This is a genomic window from Microcoleus anatoxicus (genome assembly GCF_042465725.1).
GTDB classification, from domain to species: domain Bacteria; phylum Cyanobacteriota; class Cyanobacteriia; order Cyanobacteriales; family Microcoleaceae; genus Microcoleus; species Microcoleus anatoxicus.
The window spans coordinates 1,838,996-1,857,450 of the sequence record NZ_CP120853.1 but is presented as its reverse complement, the minus strand read 5'-3'; the positions used below and the strand labels follow the sequence as shown (position 1 = coordinate 1,857,450).

The following is an 18,455-nucleotide window of genomic DNA, read 5'->3' as shown; positions in this document are numbered from 1 at the left end:
ATCTTTACCAATTCCTGACAACTGATATCAATTCCGGTTGCACCGGAATAATAGAGGAGACGGCAGTGCCGTGTCCCTACAATGTTATTTTGGGTAGGGACACGGCACTGCCCATTGGTGTCAACTTAAGGTCAAATCCAGTCAGAGACTGTTGTTTGACTATTAAACTTAGATCCCCCCTAGCAAAGAGAACCCACCCCCAGCCCCTCCGAGGAGGGGAGCAAGAAGGGGGGGACAGGAGTCTTCTCAAAGTCCCCCTTCCCCCATCCCCCCTTGGGGGGGGCAGGGGGGGGTGGGGGGGCTAGGGGGGGGTGGGGATTTAGGGGGATCTGGACTCGGATATAAACGAGATTTCTCAAGGGTTTCAGGCCTAAGTTGACACTAATGGGCACTGCCGTCTCCTAATTTTGGTTACTAATAATTCCGATGCAAACGGAAATGATATTAGTTGGTTCCAAAAATCTTCTGACTATTCTTACGAAAAATTAAGATTTGAATCAATTTCTTAAAAACCTTGTATTCTTTACCAAATCTTTATTTCTTACCTCTAGATTCATAGAAGTGGTGCTTCAACCCAGGTTACAGCACTTGGCAACAAGAGAGAAATACACTTTTTTTTAAATAGAGGTTTTTATGACAGGCTGTCCCTGCTGCTCGAATCAAATGCTCCGCCACGTTCGCCAGAGTCAAGTCTACTGGTTTTGTCGTCAGTGTTGGCAAGAAATGCCTGTTTACCATCTTAACAGCTACGGTTCAGTGCGATCTAGAAATTTAGTTACAAGCCTAGGGATTAAGAGACAACAGTCTTCATTAGCGGTAGTTTAACTGTTCACTTTCATCGAACAGGCCCGACGCCCGTGCCACAATAGAGGCGGATGGATGAAAGCTCGATCGCACTTAGCGACTAAACTTCCTCAAAAATTGCTCCCCGCTGCTGTAAATTCACCTGCATCTCCTCGGAAATTCCTGAATTATTCCCGAATCTGGCTGACTCGACATTCGCACCGCTCAGATTCGCATTTGTTAGGTTGACTTCTACCAAATTTGCATTGCACAAATTCGCACCGCCCAGATTAGCTAAAGCTAGACTTGCTTTGTGCAAATCTGCACCCTTCAAATCTGCATTTCCTAGGAAAGCGCCACTCAAATCTGCACCGCTGAATTTGGCATTTTGCAGGTTGGCGTCGCTGAAATCGGCGTCGCTTAAGTCTGCACCCCGGAAATTTGCCCGATCGAGATTTGCACTACTAAAATCAACGGCACTCAACGTAGTTCCGCGTAGGTTAGCGCCCGCGAAATCCTGTGCTGGATTGAGATTGGCGATTTTTGCCAACTCCGCAAAATCGTCGGTTTTCGCGGAGATAATGCGATCGACCATTTCCTGCAATTCGGCTGATGACTGAGAGAAGAATGCCTCCTCGCCTTTTTCAACCGCCGATGAATCGCAGCACAATAGCGCCCAACTGAGAGCAGGTTGGAGTTGATTTGCTTGCAGATGTACTGTCAATATTCTTTCTAAAACCGAATGTTGATTTGGGGTGATGTCGTGCGGCCACAAACCCTCAGCATCTGTGATATGAATATCTTCTTTTGTCACTTCAAATGTAGCATCAATACGGTAGTTAGTGGCTGTAATTTCTCCCAATTTAGCACTGGTTAGCAAGCCTTTTAAGACTGGCTTTCCTCGTTCCAACTCAAAAACCCAAGCTGGACTTGTATCGTCGCCTATTGTTGAAACGTGACAGGAAGTGCCGTCAGTTTCGTCTATTTGTTGTGCGATTTTATTGGGGTTCTGGTCGTCTCTAATTTCCGGTAGATTTTCGGCCACTAAAATTTCTATACTGTTTTGAATTGGCTGAGTTTCGACGGCTGCATCTAGGTTTAAATCGCCGACTAATTGACGCGATGCTAGGGGAATTTCGCAGTTTTTCAAATTTAGCTTGAGCGTACCTCCTTGCAGTCCAAATTTGACTCGCCCGCCTAGCAGCGGTTGCCAATGTTCGTTAAAATTGATGCTCAAGTAAAGATTGAGGTGCTGGAGCTCGGTTGCACTCTTCTGAATCGGAACTGCTTCTAATTGCATCCACAAGCAGTCTGGGTATTTGTTGTGATGTAGCGATCGCATATCGGGTAGAATTGCTGGCACTAGCAGCCTGTAGTTTAGATTTAAATTACTTTATAATCTCTAATTTATCACAACACAGCCTTTTTGGGTCTGTTTAAGTTGTAAATTTTTTTAAATTTTATCTGGGATTCCTTAGTTTTGCTGAATTTGGCTTTTTACCCAAATCCGAAATGCTTTGACTAATTCCAAATAATCCATTGTTTCCGCCTGTTCCAGAAATCTGACAATCTCTAAAACAGCCACACTCGGAAATGCTAAACTGCGATCGCACTCAACATACCTTTGATTTTCCAATCTGTTGATTTTGAGCCGCGATCCATTATAAATCCAAACTTCCGGCACTCCCAGATCGGCATAAACCTGCAAGCTATTTTCCGAACTACTGGTAATATCAATTTCCACCACTAAATCCGGTGGCGGATCTTGACTCATATCGAGTCTTTTTTTGCCTTTAATTGCACTAATATTCTGGATATAAAAACATTCATCAGGTTCTGCACCGCTAAGTTCAGGACGCTTGAATGTGGTAGAGCCAAGAGGTTCAATTTTTACATCTAATTCTTCCGCTAAGGTTTCCACAAATCGACCCATTATTGTTTTGAAACGTTCGTGTTCAGGAGAAGGTACCATAATTTTCAAATTGCCACGATTATATGTCAGTCGAATTGGCCGATCGCCAATTTCGGCAAGCAAAGTTTCGTAGGTTTGCCAACTGATACCCGATAGCTGGACGATTTGTTCTTGCCGAGCGAGAGTTTGAGCAGTCATAGTGCTACTTTGGTGAAGAGTTCAATCGCACTTTTGCATCATATCATCAATCCGGGCGATGGCTACGCCCCGGCCCCGGCCTACGCACTCCTCACCTTCACTCACCCATCTGCGCCGGAAATACCGCAGATAAATCGAGAGACAAATCTGGGAAACCCGGAATTACCACAACCTCATTCGGCAAAACCACTCGTTTGACTCGATAATCGAAACCACCTCTTTGTTTCTGATAAGGTTCGGTGTGCATTTCCAGTTGAATATCTACCAAATTAAATATCCAATAATCAGAAATTCCCGATTCAGCATAGAGAGATAATTTGGTTTTCCTGTCGTATTTCAAGGTAGAATCAGAAACCTCAATTACCAACAAAATATCAGCAGGCTCCGGGTGAGAAGATAAATAATCATCAGAGCGATTGCGGGCGATCGCAACATCAGGCTCTGGTTCGCTATCAGCAGACAAAATAATCGGTTCCTGACCGCGCACAATCGCTCTGTCTTCTAGCAGGGAATACAATTTTCCAAACAGCCGGGAGTTACAAACCGAGTGAAACCTACCTTTAGCAGCCATTTTGATAATTTCTCCGCGAATCAATTCAAATCGGTTATCGGACTCAAAAAATCCCAGTTCTGCCAAACGGTGATATTCGGCGATCGAGAATCGTTTTGCAGTTACAGCAGTCATAGCTCTTCTGACCCTCTACAATTACCAATACTATCTATTCTACTCAAAAATTCCGCCACCCTCCATTAACTCAATTTTTACCCCCTCAGAAATACCCAAACAACCAGCAAACTTGGCATTTTTTACCACAATATTTTTCAAATCCGCACGGCTCAAATCAGCGCCATTCAAATTTGCACCGCTCAAATTAACACCGCTCATATCAGAATTTCGGAAATCAGCACCCTGCAAGTTGGCATCAGCCAAATTCGCATTGGGTAAATAAGCACTGCTCAAATTTGCGTTAGTTAAATTGGCATTTGCCAAATTAGCCCGTGGCAACTTTGTCCGCAAATCAGCACCGCTTAAATCAGCATCATTGAGTTCGCTATCACGCAAATTAGCATTGCATAAAGTAGCATTAATTAACAGAGCACCACTCAGTAAAGCACCGCTGAGATCTGCTAGGGTAAAATTAACACCGCTGAGGTTTGCATTCCGCAAATTTGCTCCGGCAAAATCAGCATATTGCAAATCAAAATTGCTTAAATCTTCTCCGGCAAAATCTTCCACCGGATTCAAACCAACCATTTCTGCAAGTTGTACAAAATCGTTATTTTGCTGACTTAAAAATAGTTGTCGCACGATCGCCAATTGTTGCTGTCGGTAGTAGTTAGCTTGCTCGTAATTTGCTAAATACTTGTAAGCTAGCTTCAAATTCTTGAGGGCGTGGCGTTCAATGCGATCGTCTGCGATCGCGCGGGCGAGCTCCAACTGCTGATGATAGCACTGGAGCGCACCAGGCAAATCTCCTTTGGCATCGAAAGCTAAGGCCAAATTACCCAAAGCTTCTTCTTCCCCGCGATTGTCTCCCGTTTCGCGGGCGATCGCCAAACGCTGCTGCTGGTATTCAATCGCACCGTCAAAGTTCGACTGAGCACAGCAAGCATTGCCCAAATTGCCCAAAGCATTCGCCTCACCGCGGCGATCGCCAATTTCCCGCGCTAACACCAAATGCTGTTGATAGCAGTCGATCGCACGCGCCAAATCTCCCAGGGCTTCATAAGCAACTCCCATATTTCCCAGCGCCGCACCCGATCGACGTTTGTCATCGATTTCCCGATACAGCCTCAACGCCTCTCCCCAAGATTCCAGGGCGGCCTCAAATTCCCGTGCCTGATATTGGGAAATTCCCTGTTTGATTAGGTCATTAGCTTGTGGGGTCATAATTATCAAAATTAGTGAAATTTTTAACTAAAGTCGATATTAGTCCCTAATTGGTCATCAGTAATCGGTAATTAGTCATGGGTAGGCTACTTTCCTGTAACCCCTTTCCCCCATCCCTGTCGCTGCAAAAAAAAGCCAAAAGAGAAAAATTGCCAAAAAATAGAGAGTCGCCTAAGCGACTCTCCTTGCCATCAGGGTGCATCTACATAACATAATATATCATGTCTGCAATGAGGGGTCAACCCCCTTTCTTGAAAAAATCAAAATATTTATCAGCCCCGGCGGTTACAAACCGCGGCTACACAAACAAAACCCGCCTGCGCGGGTTGAAGAATTATTTGGGACTAAGTGCTTTAGCCGTTGAGCTTGTTGGCTAGCAACTCATTGGTCAATTTGGGATCTGCCCTACCACCAGTCTCCTTCATCACCTTGCCGACAAAAAAGCCCAACAGCTTAGTTTTGCCCGCCCGGTACTGTTCGAGCTCCTTGGGATTGGCTGCCAAAACTGCATCGATCGCCCGATCGATCGCACCAGTATCGGAAATTTGGATCAAACCCTTGCTCTCAACCAACTGTTGCGGAGAACCGCCCTTGGCTAGCAACTCCGGTAAAATATCCTTAGCGATTTTGCCACTGATCGTGCCAGCCTCAATTAGCTTCAGCAGTTCGGCCAAATTATCTGGTTTGAAAGGAATTTCGCCGATCGCCAGTTGTTCGTTTTTGAGATAAGCAGTGATATCGCCCATCACCCAATTGGCAGCTTGCTTAGGCGCAGCACCAGCGGCGATCGCCTCCTCAAAATACTCTGCTACTGCTTTGTCATCCGTCAACACCCGCGCATCATAGGGAGAAAGACTCAGTTCAGTTTCATAGCGATCGCGCTTTATTGCCGGCAATTCTGGCAATTGAGCTTGCCAATCTGCCAACTGAGCCCTCGAAACCTCGATCGGAGGCAAATCCGGTTCCGGGAAATAGCGGTAATCGCTTGCCCCTTCCTTCATCCGCATACTAAAAGTACACTGTTTGTTTTCATCCCAAAGTCGCGTTTCTTGGAATATGGTTTCGCCGTTTTCCAAAGCTTCAATTTGCCGCTCGATCTCATAATCGATCGCCCGTTCGATCGCATTAAAAGAGTTCATATTTTTAATTTCCACTTTCGTGCCGAACTCTTTCCTACCCACCGGGCGCACCGAAATATTCACATCGCAGCGCAGGGAACCTTCCTGCATATTCCCGTCACCCACACCAATATAGCGGACGATCCGGCGCAATTCTTGACCGTATTCCGCAGCTTCAGCGCCCGATCGCAAATCTGGTTCCGAGACAATTTCGATTAAAGGCACACCGGCGCGGTTGTAATCTACCATGGAATAAGTAGAACCGCTGAGTCGATCGCTGCCACCGTGTACCAATTTTCCCGCATCTTCTTCCATGTGCAAGCGAGTGATCCCGATTTTTTTGCGAGTCGAATTCCCTGCTTCATCAACCAATTCAATTTCGAGCCAACCATTAGTGGCGATCGGCAAATCAAACTGAGAAATTTGATAATTTTTCGGCAAATCCGGGTAGAAGTATTGCTTGCGATCGAACTTACTGTAAGGTGCGATTTCACAGTGCAGAGCCAGCCCTGCTTTCACCGCATACTCCAGCACTTTCTCATTTAAGACAGGCAACACTCCGGGCATTCCCATACAAATTGGGTCAATATTAGTGTTGGGAACACCACCAAATTCTGTGGAAGAACTCGAAAAAATTTTAGTCTTCGTACTCAATTGGCAGTGAGTTTCCAAACCAATAACGGCTTCGTACTCAGTTTTAACTTTTGCAGCAACAGTCATAAAAAAGTTCGGTAAGTGAGAAAAAGTGCGAGTTGTGAGAGCGAAGGAGGGAAAGGACGCGGGTGGTTTTAACCACAGTCAATCTTTTTTTTTCTATTACCACCTGGGGATTGTTTAGCGTGAGGTACTTTTTCGATCGACTTTCAAGCTTGACAATTACCATCTCAAGCTGCACAATCCTGTACGCATAATAGTTTGCTGCTAGACAAATCCAAGACTTGTCTCGACATTTGCTTCTTACTTCAACGGGAGCATGGGAGCGGTTATCCCTTGGTAAGCTTTCACGATTTAGCCAACCGCGATCGATTAATTGTTCTTTCCATCGCCCCACGGGGTAATGCGCGCCATAGCTTAATTCAGTTTAAACTTTATTTTAGCTTTTGATTAACCAAAGCGATGCACCAGAGCTCAAGCACAACTCGCGCCCACAACTTTTCGATCGCCCCCAGCTCCCTCACCACTTTTTGTAAAGATATGTTAAGATTTTTCAGACTCAGCCACTGGTAAGGCGTTGCTAGGGGAAGTTCAGCCTCGCAAACCGCAATTGCCGACCACTAGGCGAGTGCACCCTGTAGCCAGTGCCTGGTTAAGGGGTTCAATTAATGATTAAAAATGTAAAATTTAAGAGTAAGTTTAAATTTATTATTTAAATTATTAATTGATGACCAAAAAGTAACACTTCCCTAAACATCAAAAATATGCCTGAAATTCCTGTCGGAAGTGCCACACTGTTTCCCAACAGCATCACTGAGCTAGAGCAGGCGGAATCATCCCTAGAAATAGCTTGGGAAGAATTAGAAGCAGAAACAGCAAAAACTATCGATCTAATAGGGCAAATCAGTCCCGAATATTCACAGAGAATAGGCGAGCGACTTGCCACAGTCAAGCAACTGCGCCAGGAGTTAAAAACCAAAATGAAACAAGCCACGTCGCGACTGGAGTTTCACCTAGACAACTCACAGATGGCTGTTTTAGAATGGGATTGCCAATTTCGGATCGTTCAGTGGTCAGCCGGGGCAGAACGCATATTTGGCTGGAAAACCGCAGAAGTAATCGGCAAAAACTTTGAGGAATTATCAATAGTGTATGAAGCGGATTTAGAGCTAGTCAACTCAGTCACAAATAAACTCTTAGAGGGTCGCGAACCCCGCAATAGTTGCCACAACCGCAACTACACTAAAGATGGAGCGGTAATTCACTGTGAATGGAACAATTCAGCACAGACAGATGCAGAAGGAAAAGTCGTTTCCATTATCTCCTTTGCCCTAGATGTCACTGAACGTCACCGCACTCAAGAAGAACTGCGCAGGCGGGAAGAAGCTTTCAGTGCGATCGCCGAAAATGCCACCGATACCATCGCGCGGTTCGATCGAGAATTGCGCCACCTTTACGTCAACAAAGAAGTCCAACGAGCCACCGGAAAACCAGCTTCAGAATTTATCGGCAAAAGTAATAAAGAATTAGGAATGTCCCCCCAACTTTGCAATCTGTGGGACCAAGCTTGTCTGAAAGTTTTCCGCACCTGTCAACCAGAAACCATAGAATTTGACTTTCCTACTCCCGCAGGCAAAAAATATTATCAATGTCGAGTAATTCCCGAATTCACTCAAAATAATACCGTAGAAACAGTCCTAGGCATCGCCCGCGACATCACAGATCTCAAACAAGTAGAAGCCCAGTTGCGACAAAGTGAAGCTAAATTTAGGCACGTTGTTGAATCTAACATGATCGGCATCTTTTTTTGGGATATACACGGTGAAATTACAGATGCAAACGATGCTTTCTTAAATATGATTGGATACCCGCGAGAAGACCTGCAAAGCAGAAAATTGAACTGGCAAAAAATTACACCACCAGAATATCGCACCCAAGACGAAGCAAAAGTAGCAGAACTAAAAGTCACCAGCAAAGCTACTCCCTTTGAAAAAGAATACATCCGAGGAGACGGCAGTCGCGTTCATGTCCTGCTGGGGGCGGCATTTTCCGAAGATTCTCAGCAGTTTGGTGTCAGTTTTGTGCTGGACTTAACTCAGCGAAAACAGGCAGAAGCCGAGCTGAAAAAACATCAAGAACTTTTGGAAAGTATCCTAAAAACTATTCCCAATTACCTTTACATTTATGATGTATTAGAAAAGAAAAATATTTATGCAAATCAAGCAGCATTATCTATATTTGGCTACTCTTCAGAAGAGTTGCAAAAAATGGGTAATGCAGCCCTATCCACCTTAATTCATCCTGACGATATGTCAAAATTAATAGCTGGTATTGAGCGGCTAGCAAACAGCACAAACATTCACGAAACAGATGATATAGACTACAGAATCCAACATAAAAATGGGGAATGGCGTTGGGTACACGATCGCTCTACAATCTTTAAAAGAACCCCAGACGGACAAATTAAGCAAGTTATCGGCTCTGTACTCGATATCAGCGATCGCAAACAAGCCGAAGAATCATTAAAACAACAAAAAGAACTGCTGCAAACTATCTTCGACAACGTACCAGTCATGCTCGCATTCTTGGGCGACAGTGGTGAAATAGAGTGGGTAAACCGATACTGGGAACAAGTGCTCGGCTGGAGTTGTGAAGCAATGAAAGGCCGCGATATCTTTGCCGAATTTTATCCCCAGCCAGAATACCGCCAATACGTTTTGGATGAAATCCAAGCAGCCAATAAGAAATGGGGGGACTTTAAAACTAGAGTGAGAGATGGGCGCATTATTGACACTTCATGGGCAAATATTCGTCTTTCCGACGGGAAATGTATCGGCATAGGTCAAGATATCACTGAACGCAAACGAGCGGAAGCCGAACTCAAAGAACTTAACGAAACTTTAGAATCTCAAGTCGCCCAGCGTACTGCTGAACTAGAAACTTTTTTTGATGCTTTACCCGATCGCATTTTTGTTGTAGAACGCGAAAATATGCGTCAGCCTTTTGTTAACCAATCTCTGGCAAAAATGGCGGGATTTCAAAGTACAAGAGAGATGCAAGGAAAAACTGTTTTTGAATGTTTTCCACCAGAGCTATCCGAAAAGTTTTATGGAGAAAATATGCAAGTATTTGAATCTGGTGAAACTTTACATTTACAGGAAGAATTGAACTTGGAAGGGCGGACTCATTACTATGATACCTTGAAAATTCCCCTCAAAAATCCCGGAGGCGAAATTTATGCTTTAATTGGGACTTCTCGCGATATAACTGAGTTGGTTGAAACCAAAAAAGCTCTCTCAGAACGCACAGAGCAATTAGAATTTGCCAATCAAGAACTAGAATCTTTCTCTTACTCTGTTTCCCACGACTTGCGCGCTCCTTTGCGACACATTTCAGGTTTTGTCAACGCCTTGAAACAGCGACTACAATCAATGGATGTTCTGGGCGATCGTAAAATAGTTCATTATCTGCAAGTAATTGATGACAGTAGCCAAAAAATGAGTCTGTTGATTGACGGTTTGCTAGCACTTTCGCGGGTAGGGCGCACCGAGTTAATCCAAATTCCGATCGACCTCACCGAGTTGGTACAAACTGCGATTAAATTGGCTCAACCCAGAACAGTCACAGATTTGACGCAAACTCCCCAAACCGTTGAATTTGAAATCGGAGATTTACCTGTGGTGACGGGAGATCCTACCTTACTCCAACAGGTGTTCAGCAACTTGATTAGCAATGCAGTCAAGTTTAGTCGCGGACGCAATCCAGCTACAATAGTTATTGATGCTTTACCAGATGGAACGATTTTTGTCAAGGATAATGGTGTCGGTTTTGAGATGGAATATGCCGATCGACTGTTTGCAGCCTTTGGGAGATTGCACTCCCAGAGAGAATTTGAAGGTACCGGCATTGGTTTAGCGATCGCCTGGCGGATTATTCATCGCCACGGCGGTACAATTTGGGCCCAAAGCACACCCGATCGAGGAGCAACATTTTACTTTAAACTCAATTAAACAGTCTCAACCTTTTCTCCTGTCTAGGACGCTCTTATTTCATTTGTAAACAAGATTTTTTAAAGCAGTACCACAGGATGCAAAGCAAAAGCACAGAGAACATAAAGAGAAGTTCACAAATCATTTAAGATTGCTATAATATTTCATCATAATTTACTAAATAAATCCCCAAAAGCTATGTTAAATTTATTGATTGTCGAAGACATGGCCGAAGATATAGAATTAGTGGTAATCGCCTTAGAAACAGGAGGAATAAAATTTACATTTGACACAGCTCAAACGGCAAAAGAGTGTAGAGAACTGCTCCAAAATGGCAAAAAATACGATGCTGTATTGTCGGATTACAGGCTACCCGGTTTCAACGGTTTAGACTTGTTGAAAATGATGCAGGAATTAGATCGGAACATCCCTTTTATTTTAGTCACAGGAAGCTTGGGAGAAGAGGCGGCAGTTGAGTGCATCAAATCAGGCATGACCGATTACTTATTAAAAAGTAGATTATTTAGACTGCCAACAATATTAGAAAGATCGCTCCAAGAATATCAAATTCGCGCCCAGCGACAAGAAGCGATCGCCAAAATTCAACGACAAGCTCAGAAAGAAGCGATCGTCAACCGCATTGTCCAAGCCATGCGCGAAACCCTAGTGCTAGACGAAGTGCTACAAACCACCGCAGATCAGCTCCATGAAGCTTTTGAAACTAGCGGCTGCGGGATTTTGCAGCCAGATGCTGACGGGGGTATCATAATTCGCTACATGAGCAAATCCGCAGACAAAGAAGAGCTTGTGGGGCTACATTGCGACTTTGCCGAACACTACCGCTCCTCCCTCGCAGCAGGAGAAACCCTAGCCCTCGACGACTTATCCAAGCTCTGTCCGTCTTTACAAGCATCAGCAGAGATTGTAGGGTTTCAGGCAGTGACGATCGCACCACTGCTCTACCAGCAGTCATTTTTAGGAGGAATTTGCCTCTACCAGTGCGATCGCATCCGTTGTTGGAGTGCAGAAGAAGTATCCCTAGTCAAAGCAATAGCAGATCAGTGCGCGATCGCCATCCACCAAGCCGAACTCTATCAGCGAGCCCAAACCGAACTAGCAGAACGCAAGCGCGCCGAAGCAGCAGTCCGTGGCATCCAGCAGCAGCTAGCAGCAATGGCAGCCAACATCCCCGGCTCCGTTTACCGCATCATCATTCATCCCGACGGTAGGATTTCCCTGCCTTACATCAGTCCGGGGGTGCGGGAAGTGACAGGCATCGAGCTATCCGAGGTGATGGCGCGTCCCGAAATCTTGATGGAAATCATTCATCCAGAAGACAAAAACTCCTTTGACCAAAGCGTAGCAGCATCCAGTGCCAGTCTAGAGCCGTGCGATCGCCAATACCGCATCATTTTGAAAACCGGGGAGGTGAAATGGGTGCAAGACAACGCCCGGTTTTCCAAAAACGAAAACGGCGACATCATTATCGACGGAGTAGCCCTAGACATCAGCGGACGGAAACAGGCAGAAGAAGCACTGCGTCAAAGCGAACAGCGTTTTCGATCCCTGATCGAAAACGCTACAGACATCACGCTCATTCTCGACGGCGAAGGCACATTTCGCTACATCAGCCCTTCCGTCAAGCGAATTTTAGGATACTTACCCCAAAAGACGATCGGGCGAAGCGTTTTTGAAACCGTTCATCCCGAAGACGGAGCCCTGATTACCGAAACACTCAACAAAGTAATTCAAAACCCCAAGACAAGTGACTCCCCTGTCGAGTACCGAGTCCGCCACCGCAACGGCTCATGGTGTGTTTTAGAAGCAGTAGCCACCAACTTGCTACACGATCCGGCAGTCAAAGGAATAGTAGTCAACTGCCACGACATCACCAAGCGCAAACTCGCCGAAGAACAACTACTCCACGACGCCTTTCATGACGGGCTGACTGGACTGCCCAACCGAGCCCTATTTATCGATCGACTCGAACACGATCTTAGACTCGCCCAAAGACGCAAAGAATACTTATTTGCAGTGCTGTTTCTCGATTTAGATAGATTTAAAGTAATCAACGATTCCCTCGGCCACGCCATCGGCGACCAACTGCTAATCGCCAGCGCGCGGCGTTTAGAAACCTGTTTGCGGGTGGGAGATACAGTGGCCCGCCTCGGAGGCGACGAGTTTGCCATCCTGCTAGAAGATATTGACGGCATCAATGAAGCCAATAATATTGCCCATCGCCTCCAACAGAGAATCAGTGCTCCGGTGGTTCTAGACGGACACGAAGTATTCATCACCGCCAGCATCGGTATCGCCATGAGTTCCGTCGAATACATCGAATCGACAAATCTGCTGCGCGACGCCGACACCGCCATGTACCGCGCCAAAGGACTAGGCAGAGCCCGCCACGAAGTATTCAACAGTTCCATGCACGCCCACGCTTTGCGGCTATTGCAGCTAGAAAACGACCTGCGACGCGCCGCGGAATCGATTCGAGACCGCCCCAGAGCAGAAGATGAGGGACAAGAGCAACTTGGGGGACACAGAACATCAGAAGACTCCACCACACCGGATCTCTGTCTCAAATTCCCCAAACCTTCCTTACCTCCCTTGTCACCAGCGCCCCAGTTTATTATTCACTACCAGCCGATAGTCTCGATCGCCACCAACACCATTACCTGTTTTGAAGCCTTAGTGCGGTGGCAGCATCCAGAACGAGGATTAGTTTCCCCAGCCGAATTCATCCCAGTAGCCGAAGAAACCGGACTGATCGTACCCCTCGGCCGCTGGGTGCTGCGTACAGCTTGCCAGCAAATCCACCAGTGGCAGCAGCTATTTCCCAGCACCCCCCCCCTGAGTGTCAGCGTCAACCTTTCAGTCAAACAGTTTTCTCAGCCAGACTTAATTGAATACATCGACCAAGTGCTAGAAGAAAGTGACCTAGACGGCAGCAGTTTAAAACTAGAAATTACAGAAAGCGTACTCATAGAAAATTCCGAATCAGTTACCGCCATGCTGGTGGAACTCAGATCCCGCAACATACACCTGTGCATCGACGATTTCGGTACCGGCTATTCATCCCTCTCCTATCTGCACCGCTTTCCGACCAATACCTTAAAAATAGACCGTTCTTTTGTCAGCAGAATGGGAGTAAAATTTGATATCAGCAAAGGAGAGATTGACCCCACAGAAATTGTGAGATCGATCGTTACTTTATCGCACAATTTAGGCATGGACGTAGTAGCCGAGGGAGTAGAAGAAGCCACACAGCTCGACCTGCTCAAAGGGTTAAAATGTGAGTACGCCCAGGGATATTTTTTCTCAAAACCTCTAGACTCTCAAACAGCAGCAACTCTAATCCGACAGCAACAAGAAAACCAGAATTTGGTCACATTGATCTCCCTCGTAAACGGCAATTAAAAAAAATACAGCACTTTATGGCTCCCCTTTCAACATAAAATCTTAAGATATTGTAAAACAGTTCCTAACTCGTGTCAGTTTATTAACTGCTGGATCAAAACAATTATGACTACTGGCTACCTCGCCCTCGTGCTCCACGCCCACCTACCCTTTGTCCGCCATCCCGAAAGCGACTATGTTTTAGAAGAAGAATGGCTGTTTGAGGCGATCGCCGAAACCTACATTCCGCTACTACAAGTCTTTGAAGGGCTAAAGCGCGACGGCATCGACTTTAAAATTACCATGAGCATGACACCGCCCTTGGTGGCTATGCTACGCGACCCCCTGCTACAAGACCGATTCGACGAGCACCTGGCAAAACTCGAAGAATTAATCGAACTGGAAAGGTCGCACAATGCCGGCAACGGACACCTCCGTTATTTAGCCGAACACTACGCCACCCATTTCTCTCAAGTCCGCAATTTCTGGGAAAAGTGCGATCGAGATTTAGTCACAGCCTTCAAACAACACCAAGACACCAACAACCTCGAAATCATCACCTGTGGCGCCACCCACGGCTATTTACCGCTGATGAAAATGTACCCAGAAGCAGTTTGGGCACAAATTCAAGTAGCCTGCGACAACTACGAACAAAACTTCGGCCGTCGCCCCAACGGCATTTGGCTACCCGAATGCGCCTACTACGAAGGCTTAGAGCGAATGTTAGCCGACGCGGGTCTACGATACTTCCTCACAGACGGCCACGGCATCCTCTACGCCCGCCCCCGCCCCCGCTACGGTAGCTACGCCCCAATTTTCACCGAAAGCGGAGTAGCAGTATTCGGTCGAGATCACGAATCTTCCCAGCAAGTTTGGTCATCGGAAGTCGGCTATCCCGGCGCGGCAGAATACCGGGAATTCTACAAAGATTTGGGCTGGGAAGCTGATTACGACTACATCAAACCCTACATCATGCCCAACGGTCAGCGGAAAAATACCGGGATTAAGTATCATAAAATCACCGGTCGCGGATTGGGTTTAGGCGACAAACAGTTATACGATCCATACTGGGCGAGGGAAAAAGCCGCCGAACACGCCAGCAACTTCGCCTTCAACCGCGAACGCCAAGTCGAGCACCTGAACGGCATCATGCAGCGCCCACCGATTATAGTTTCCCCCTACGACGCAGAACTTTTCGGTCACTGGTGGTACGAAGGGCCTTGGTTCTTAGATTACTTATTCCGCAAGAGTTGGTTCGATCAAAACACTTACGAGATGACGCATTTGGCCGATTATTTGCGCGGAAATCCGACTCAACAAGTTTGTCGCCCGTCGCAATCTAGTTGGGGATATCGGGGTTTCCATGAGTATTGGTTGAATGAGACGAATGCTTGGATTTACCCGCATTTGCACAAGGCTGCGGAACGGATGATTGAATTAGGAAGTATGGAACCGGAAGATGAGTTGCAGTTTCGTGCTTTGAATCAGGCGGCGCGGGAAGTGTTGTTAGCTCAATCTTCTGACTGGGCATTTATCATGCGTACAGGGACAATGGTCCCCTATGCGGTGCGACGGACTCGATCGCACTTAATGCGCTTTCACAAACTGTACGATGAAGTAAAAGAAGGGAAAGTCGATTCCGGTTGGTTGGAGAAAGTTGAGGAAATTGACAATATTTTCCCTGAAATCAACTATCGCGTTTATCGATCGCTTTAAACAGTTATATTACTCGTCCCCAGGGTCTGTGGGCCTGGGGACACTCCTCCCCATCCAGCCATCCATTCCTATCGTTGACCGTTGCATCGGAATTATTTAACCTTACTAGAACGCAGAGAACACAGAGGGAGATAAGAGAGATGAATAATTCCCATGCTACCGGATTTGATATCAATATTCATAAACATGAAATAATTCACAAAGACATAAAACCTCAAAATATTATCATAAATCCCAGCAATAATTGCGTCAAAATAACCGACTTTAGCATCGCTTCCCGCTTGATTAGAGAAAACGCAACTGCCAGCTATTGTAACTTGCTCGAAGGCACGTTAGCTTATATGTCGCCCGAACAAACTGGTAGAATGAATCGGGCGATCGACTATCGCAGCGATTTTTATTCGTTAGGTGTCACTTTTTACGAGATGCTGACTGGTGAATTGCCATTTAGTGCGATCGACCCTTTAGAATTAGTTCACTGTCACATCGCCCGCACAGCACCCTCTCCTCGCAGTTTAAATCCCGAAATCCCCGAAGCAATTTCTGGCATTGTGATGAAATTGTTGGCGAAAACAGCGGAAAATCGTTATCAAACTGCTGAAGGTTTAAAGTTTGACTTAGAAACTTGTCTGGCGAAGCTGCAAGCACCCAGTGGTACTATATCTGATTTTATTCCCGGAAATGCCGATCGGGCCAGTCAATTGCTCATACCCCAAAAACTCTACGGTAGAGAAACCGAAGTAGCTACTTTACTCAGCGCTTTTGAGAGAGTTAGCGGTGGAAACCCCCCCAACCCCCCCTTGGTAAGGGGGGGCTTTCGGAGTCGCCCCTTAATCAAGGGGGGCTTTCTCCCTTAGCAAGTGGGGCTGGGGGAGTCGAATTGATATTGGTTTCCGGTTATTCGGGGATTGGCAAAACTGCGATCGTCAATGAAGTTCAGAAACCCATAGTACGGCAGCGAGGCTATTTTATTAGCGGGAAGTTCGACCAATTTAAACGCAATATTCCCTACGCTTCTTTAATTCAAGCATTCCAGTCATTAATTCAGCAGTTACTAACAGAAAGTGACGCATCCATCCAGACTTGGAAACAGAAACTGCTAACCGCTTTGGGAAGTAACGGCCAAGTTGTTGCAGACGTGATTCCCGAAGTCGAACTAATTATCGAGAAACAGCCGGAAGTCCCACAATTGGGGCCGACAGAATCGCAAAATCGATTTAATCGAGTTTTTAAACAATTCATCAGCGTGTTTGCTGCACAGTCACACCCGCTAGTGGTTTTTCTCGACGATTTGCAGTGGGCTGATTCGGCATCGCTGAAATTAATCGAACTGCTGGTGACAGACTCAGATAGCAAATATTTACTAATTATTGGAGCTTATCGAGATAATGAAGTCAGTCCCACCCATCCGCTGATTCAAACCATAGAAAAGATCGCGCTATTGGCAGAGCTATTTTTTAACAAAACTCAAGGAAATCCCTTCTTTTTAACTCAGTTGCTTCGAGCTATATATCAAGAAAATCTGTTAGTTTACGACTTTCAATCGGGTGCGTGGCAGTGGGATCTCGAACACATTCAAGCTGTTGGAATCACTGACTGCAATGTGGTGGAGTTAGTCGCTCGAAATATTAAGAAACTGCCCGATGTGGCGCAGTCAGCCTTAAAATTAGCTGCTTGTATTGGCAACCAGTTTAATTTAGAAGTGCTGGCAATTGTTAGCGAAAAATCTCAGAAGGAAACAGCATTAAACCTCTGGGATGCGCTTCAGGCAGGCTTGGTTTTGCCACTGAGCAATGATTACAAAATTCCGCTGGTTTTTGAAGGAGCAGAAACAGGGCTGGCTGGGCTGCAAGATGTGAAGGTTGATTATAAGTTTTTGCATGACAGAGTGCAGCAGGCAGCTTATTCTTTGATACCTGAAGAGCAGAAACAAGAAACTCACCTGAAAATCGGTCAATTGCTACTGCAAAGCGAATATATTACCTCCAATTTCAGTATCTGGAGACAGATGAATTTAAATTTACGGGGTTTATCCGCAGATAAGTATCGTTTGGTTGGGGCAAGCTTTGATGAAGAGATGATGCTGCCGCAGTGGCTGGTGGTTAAGAATGGTTGGTTGGTGTTTAATGTCTATTTAGCTAAATCGATGATTTTATATTTATTTAAAGACTTTAAGAGTGCTGTTGACAGCGCTGCGTTGGCTGCAAAATATCTGCAAGGTGTCGGCGGATGGATAGCTATTTCTGCTCACAATTTTTATTATTCGCTGGCTTTATTAGCTGTATATCCAACTGCTGATACTCAAGCAGAATATTTGCAGGAAGTGGAAGCAAATCAAGAAAAAATGGAGCATTGGGCTGTTCACGCACCGATGAATTTTTTGCATAAATACGAGTTGGTGGAGGCCGAAAAGGCGCGGGTGTTGGGGGAAAAAGAGAAAGCAATGGATTATTACGATCGCGCTATTCAAAATGCCGCCACCCAGGGATACATTCAGGAAGAAGCTTTAGCCAATGAATTAGCCGCTGAGTTTTATCTCTCTCTCGGTAGGGAGAAAGTTGCGAAAACCTACATGACGGATGCTTATTACGGCTATATCCGCTGGGGCGCGAATGCAAAAGTTGCAGATTTGGAGGAACGATATCCGCAATTAATTGTGCGGGTACCACAAATTAATACTTCTTTTAGCACCAATCATCACACTCTCACCATCGCATCTTTAACTACTACCGCTACTCAAAAAGCTCTGGATTTCACTACAGTAATCAAAGCATCTCTGGCTATTTATGGTGAAA

General features: G+C 45.7%; 8 protein-coding genes and 1 pseudogene. 4 read left to right on the top strand and 5 right to left on the bottom strand.

Annotation, left to right across the window (positions count from 1 at the left end):
• Positions 1-904: 904 nt before the first annotated feature.
• The 5 genes from P2A85_RS07965 to gatB all read right to left on the bottom strand — a co-directional run bounded on the left by P2A85_RS07965 (position 905) and on the right by gatB (position 6,622).
• Positions 905-2,146: a pentapeptide repeat-containing protein gene (locus P2A85_RS07965; protein WP_377478500.1), complete on the bottom strand. Its 1,242-nt coding sequence runs from the start codon at positions 2,144-2,146 to the stop codon at positions 905-907.
• A gap of 111 nt (positions 2,147-2,257) precedes the next feature.
• Entirely contained in the window at positions 2,258-2,893 is a 636-nt protein-coding gene (locus tag P2A85_RS07960) for a Uma2 family endonuclease (protein WP_377478498.1), read from the bottom strand.
• A 97-nt stretch (positions 2,894-2,990) separates the two neighbouring features.
• Positions 2,991-3,578 (bottom strand): Uma2 family endonuclease, encoded by a 588-nt coding sequence (locus tag P2A85_RS07955; RefSeq protein WP_377478496.1) that lies wholly within the window; start codon positions 3,576-3,578, stop codon positions 2,991-2,993.
• Between the two features lie 39 nt (positions 3,579-3,617).
• The gene (locus P2A85_RS07950) at positions 3,618-4,784 is read right to left on the bottom strand and encodes a pentapeptide repeat-containing protein (protein WP_377478494.1); all 1,167 of its coding nucleotides are present in this window, start codon (positions 4,782-4,784) and stop codon (positions 3,618-3,620) included.
• 353 nt (positions 4,785-5,137) lie between these two features.
• Positions 5,138-6,622 carry an Asp-tRNA(Asn)/Glu-tRNA(Gln) amidotransferase subunit GatB gene (gene gatB / locus P2A85_RS07945; RefSeq protein WP_377478492.1) on the bottom strand — a complete coding sequence of 495 codons (1,485 nt, stop codon included), beginning with the start codon at positions 6,620-6,622 and terminating at the stop codon, positions 5,138-5,140.
• A gap of 698 nt (positions 6,623-7,320) precedes the next feature.
• Here gatB and P2A85_RS07940 point away from each other — a divergent pair.
• The 4 genes and pseudogenes from P2A85_RS07940 to P2A85_RS07925 all read left to right on the top strand — a co-directional run.
• The gene (locus P2A85_RS07940) at positions 7,321-10,566 is read left to right on the top strand and encodes a PAS domain S-box protein (protein WP_377478490.1); all 3,246 of its coding nucleotides are present in this window, start codon (positions 7,321-7,323) and stop codon (positions 10,564-10,566) included.
• Between the two features lie 177 nt (positions 10,567-10,743).
• A complete protein-coding gene (locus P2A85_RS07935; RefSeq protein ID WP_377478488.1) occupies positions 10,744-13,965 on the top strand; it encodes an EAL domain-containing protein in 3,222 nt (1,073 codons plus the stop codon).
• Positions 13,966-14,070: 105 nt separating this feature from the next.
• Positions 14,071-15,660 (top strand): glycoside hydrolase family 57 protein, encoded by a 1,590-nt coding sequence (locus tag P2A85_RS07930; protein ID WP_377478486.1) that lies wholly within the window; start codon positions 14,071-14,073, stop codon positions 15,658-15,660.
• A 140-nt stretch (positions 15,661-15,800) separates the two neighbouring features.
• Positions 15,801-18,124: pseudogene (locus P2A85_RS07925) on the top strand (ATP-binding protein); the annotation flags it as partial.
• Positions 18,125-18,455 lie beyond the last annotated feature (331 nt).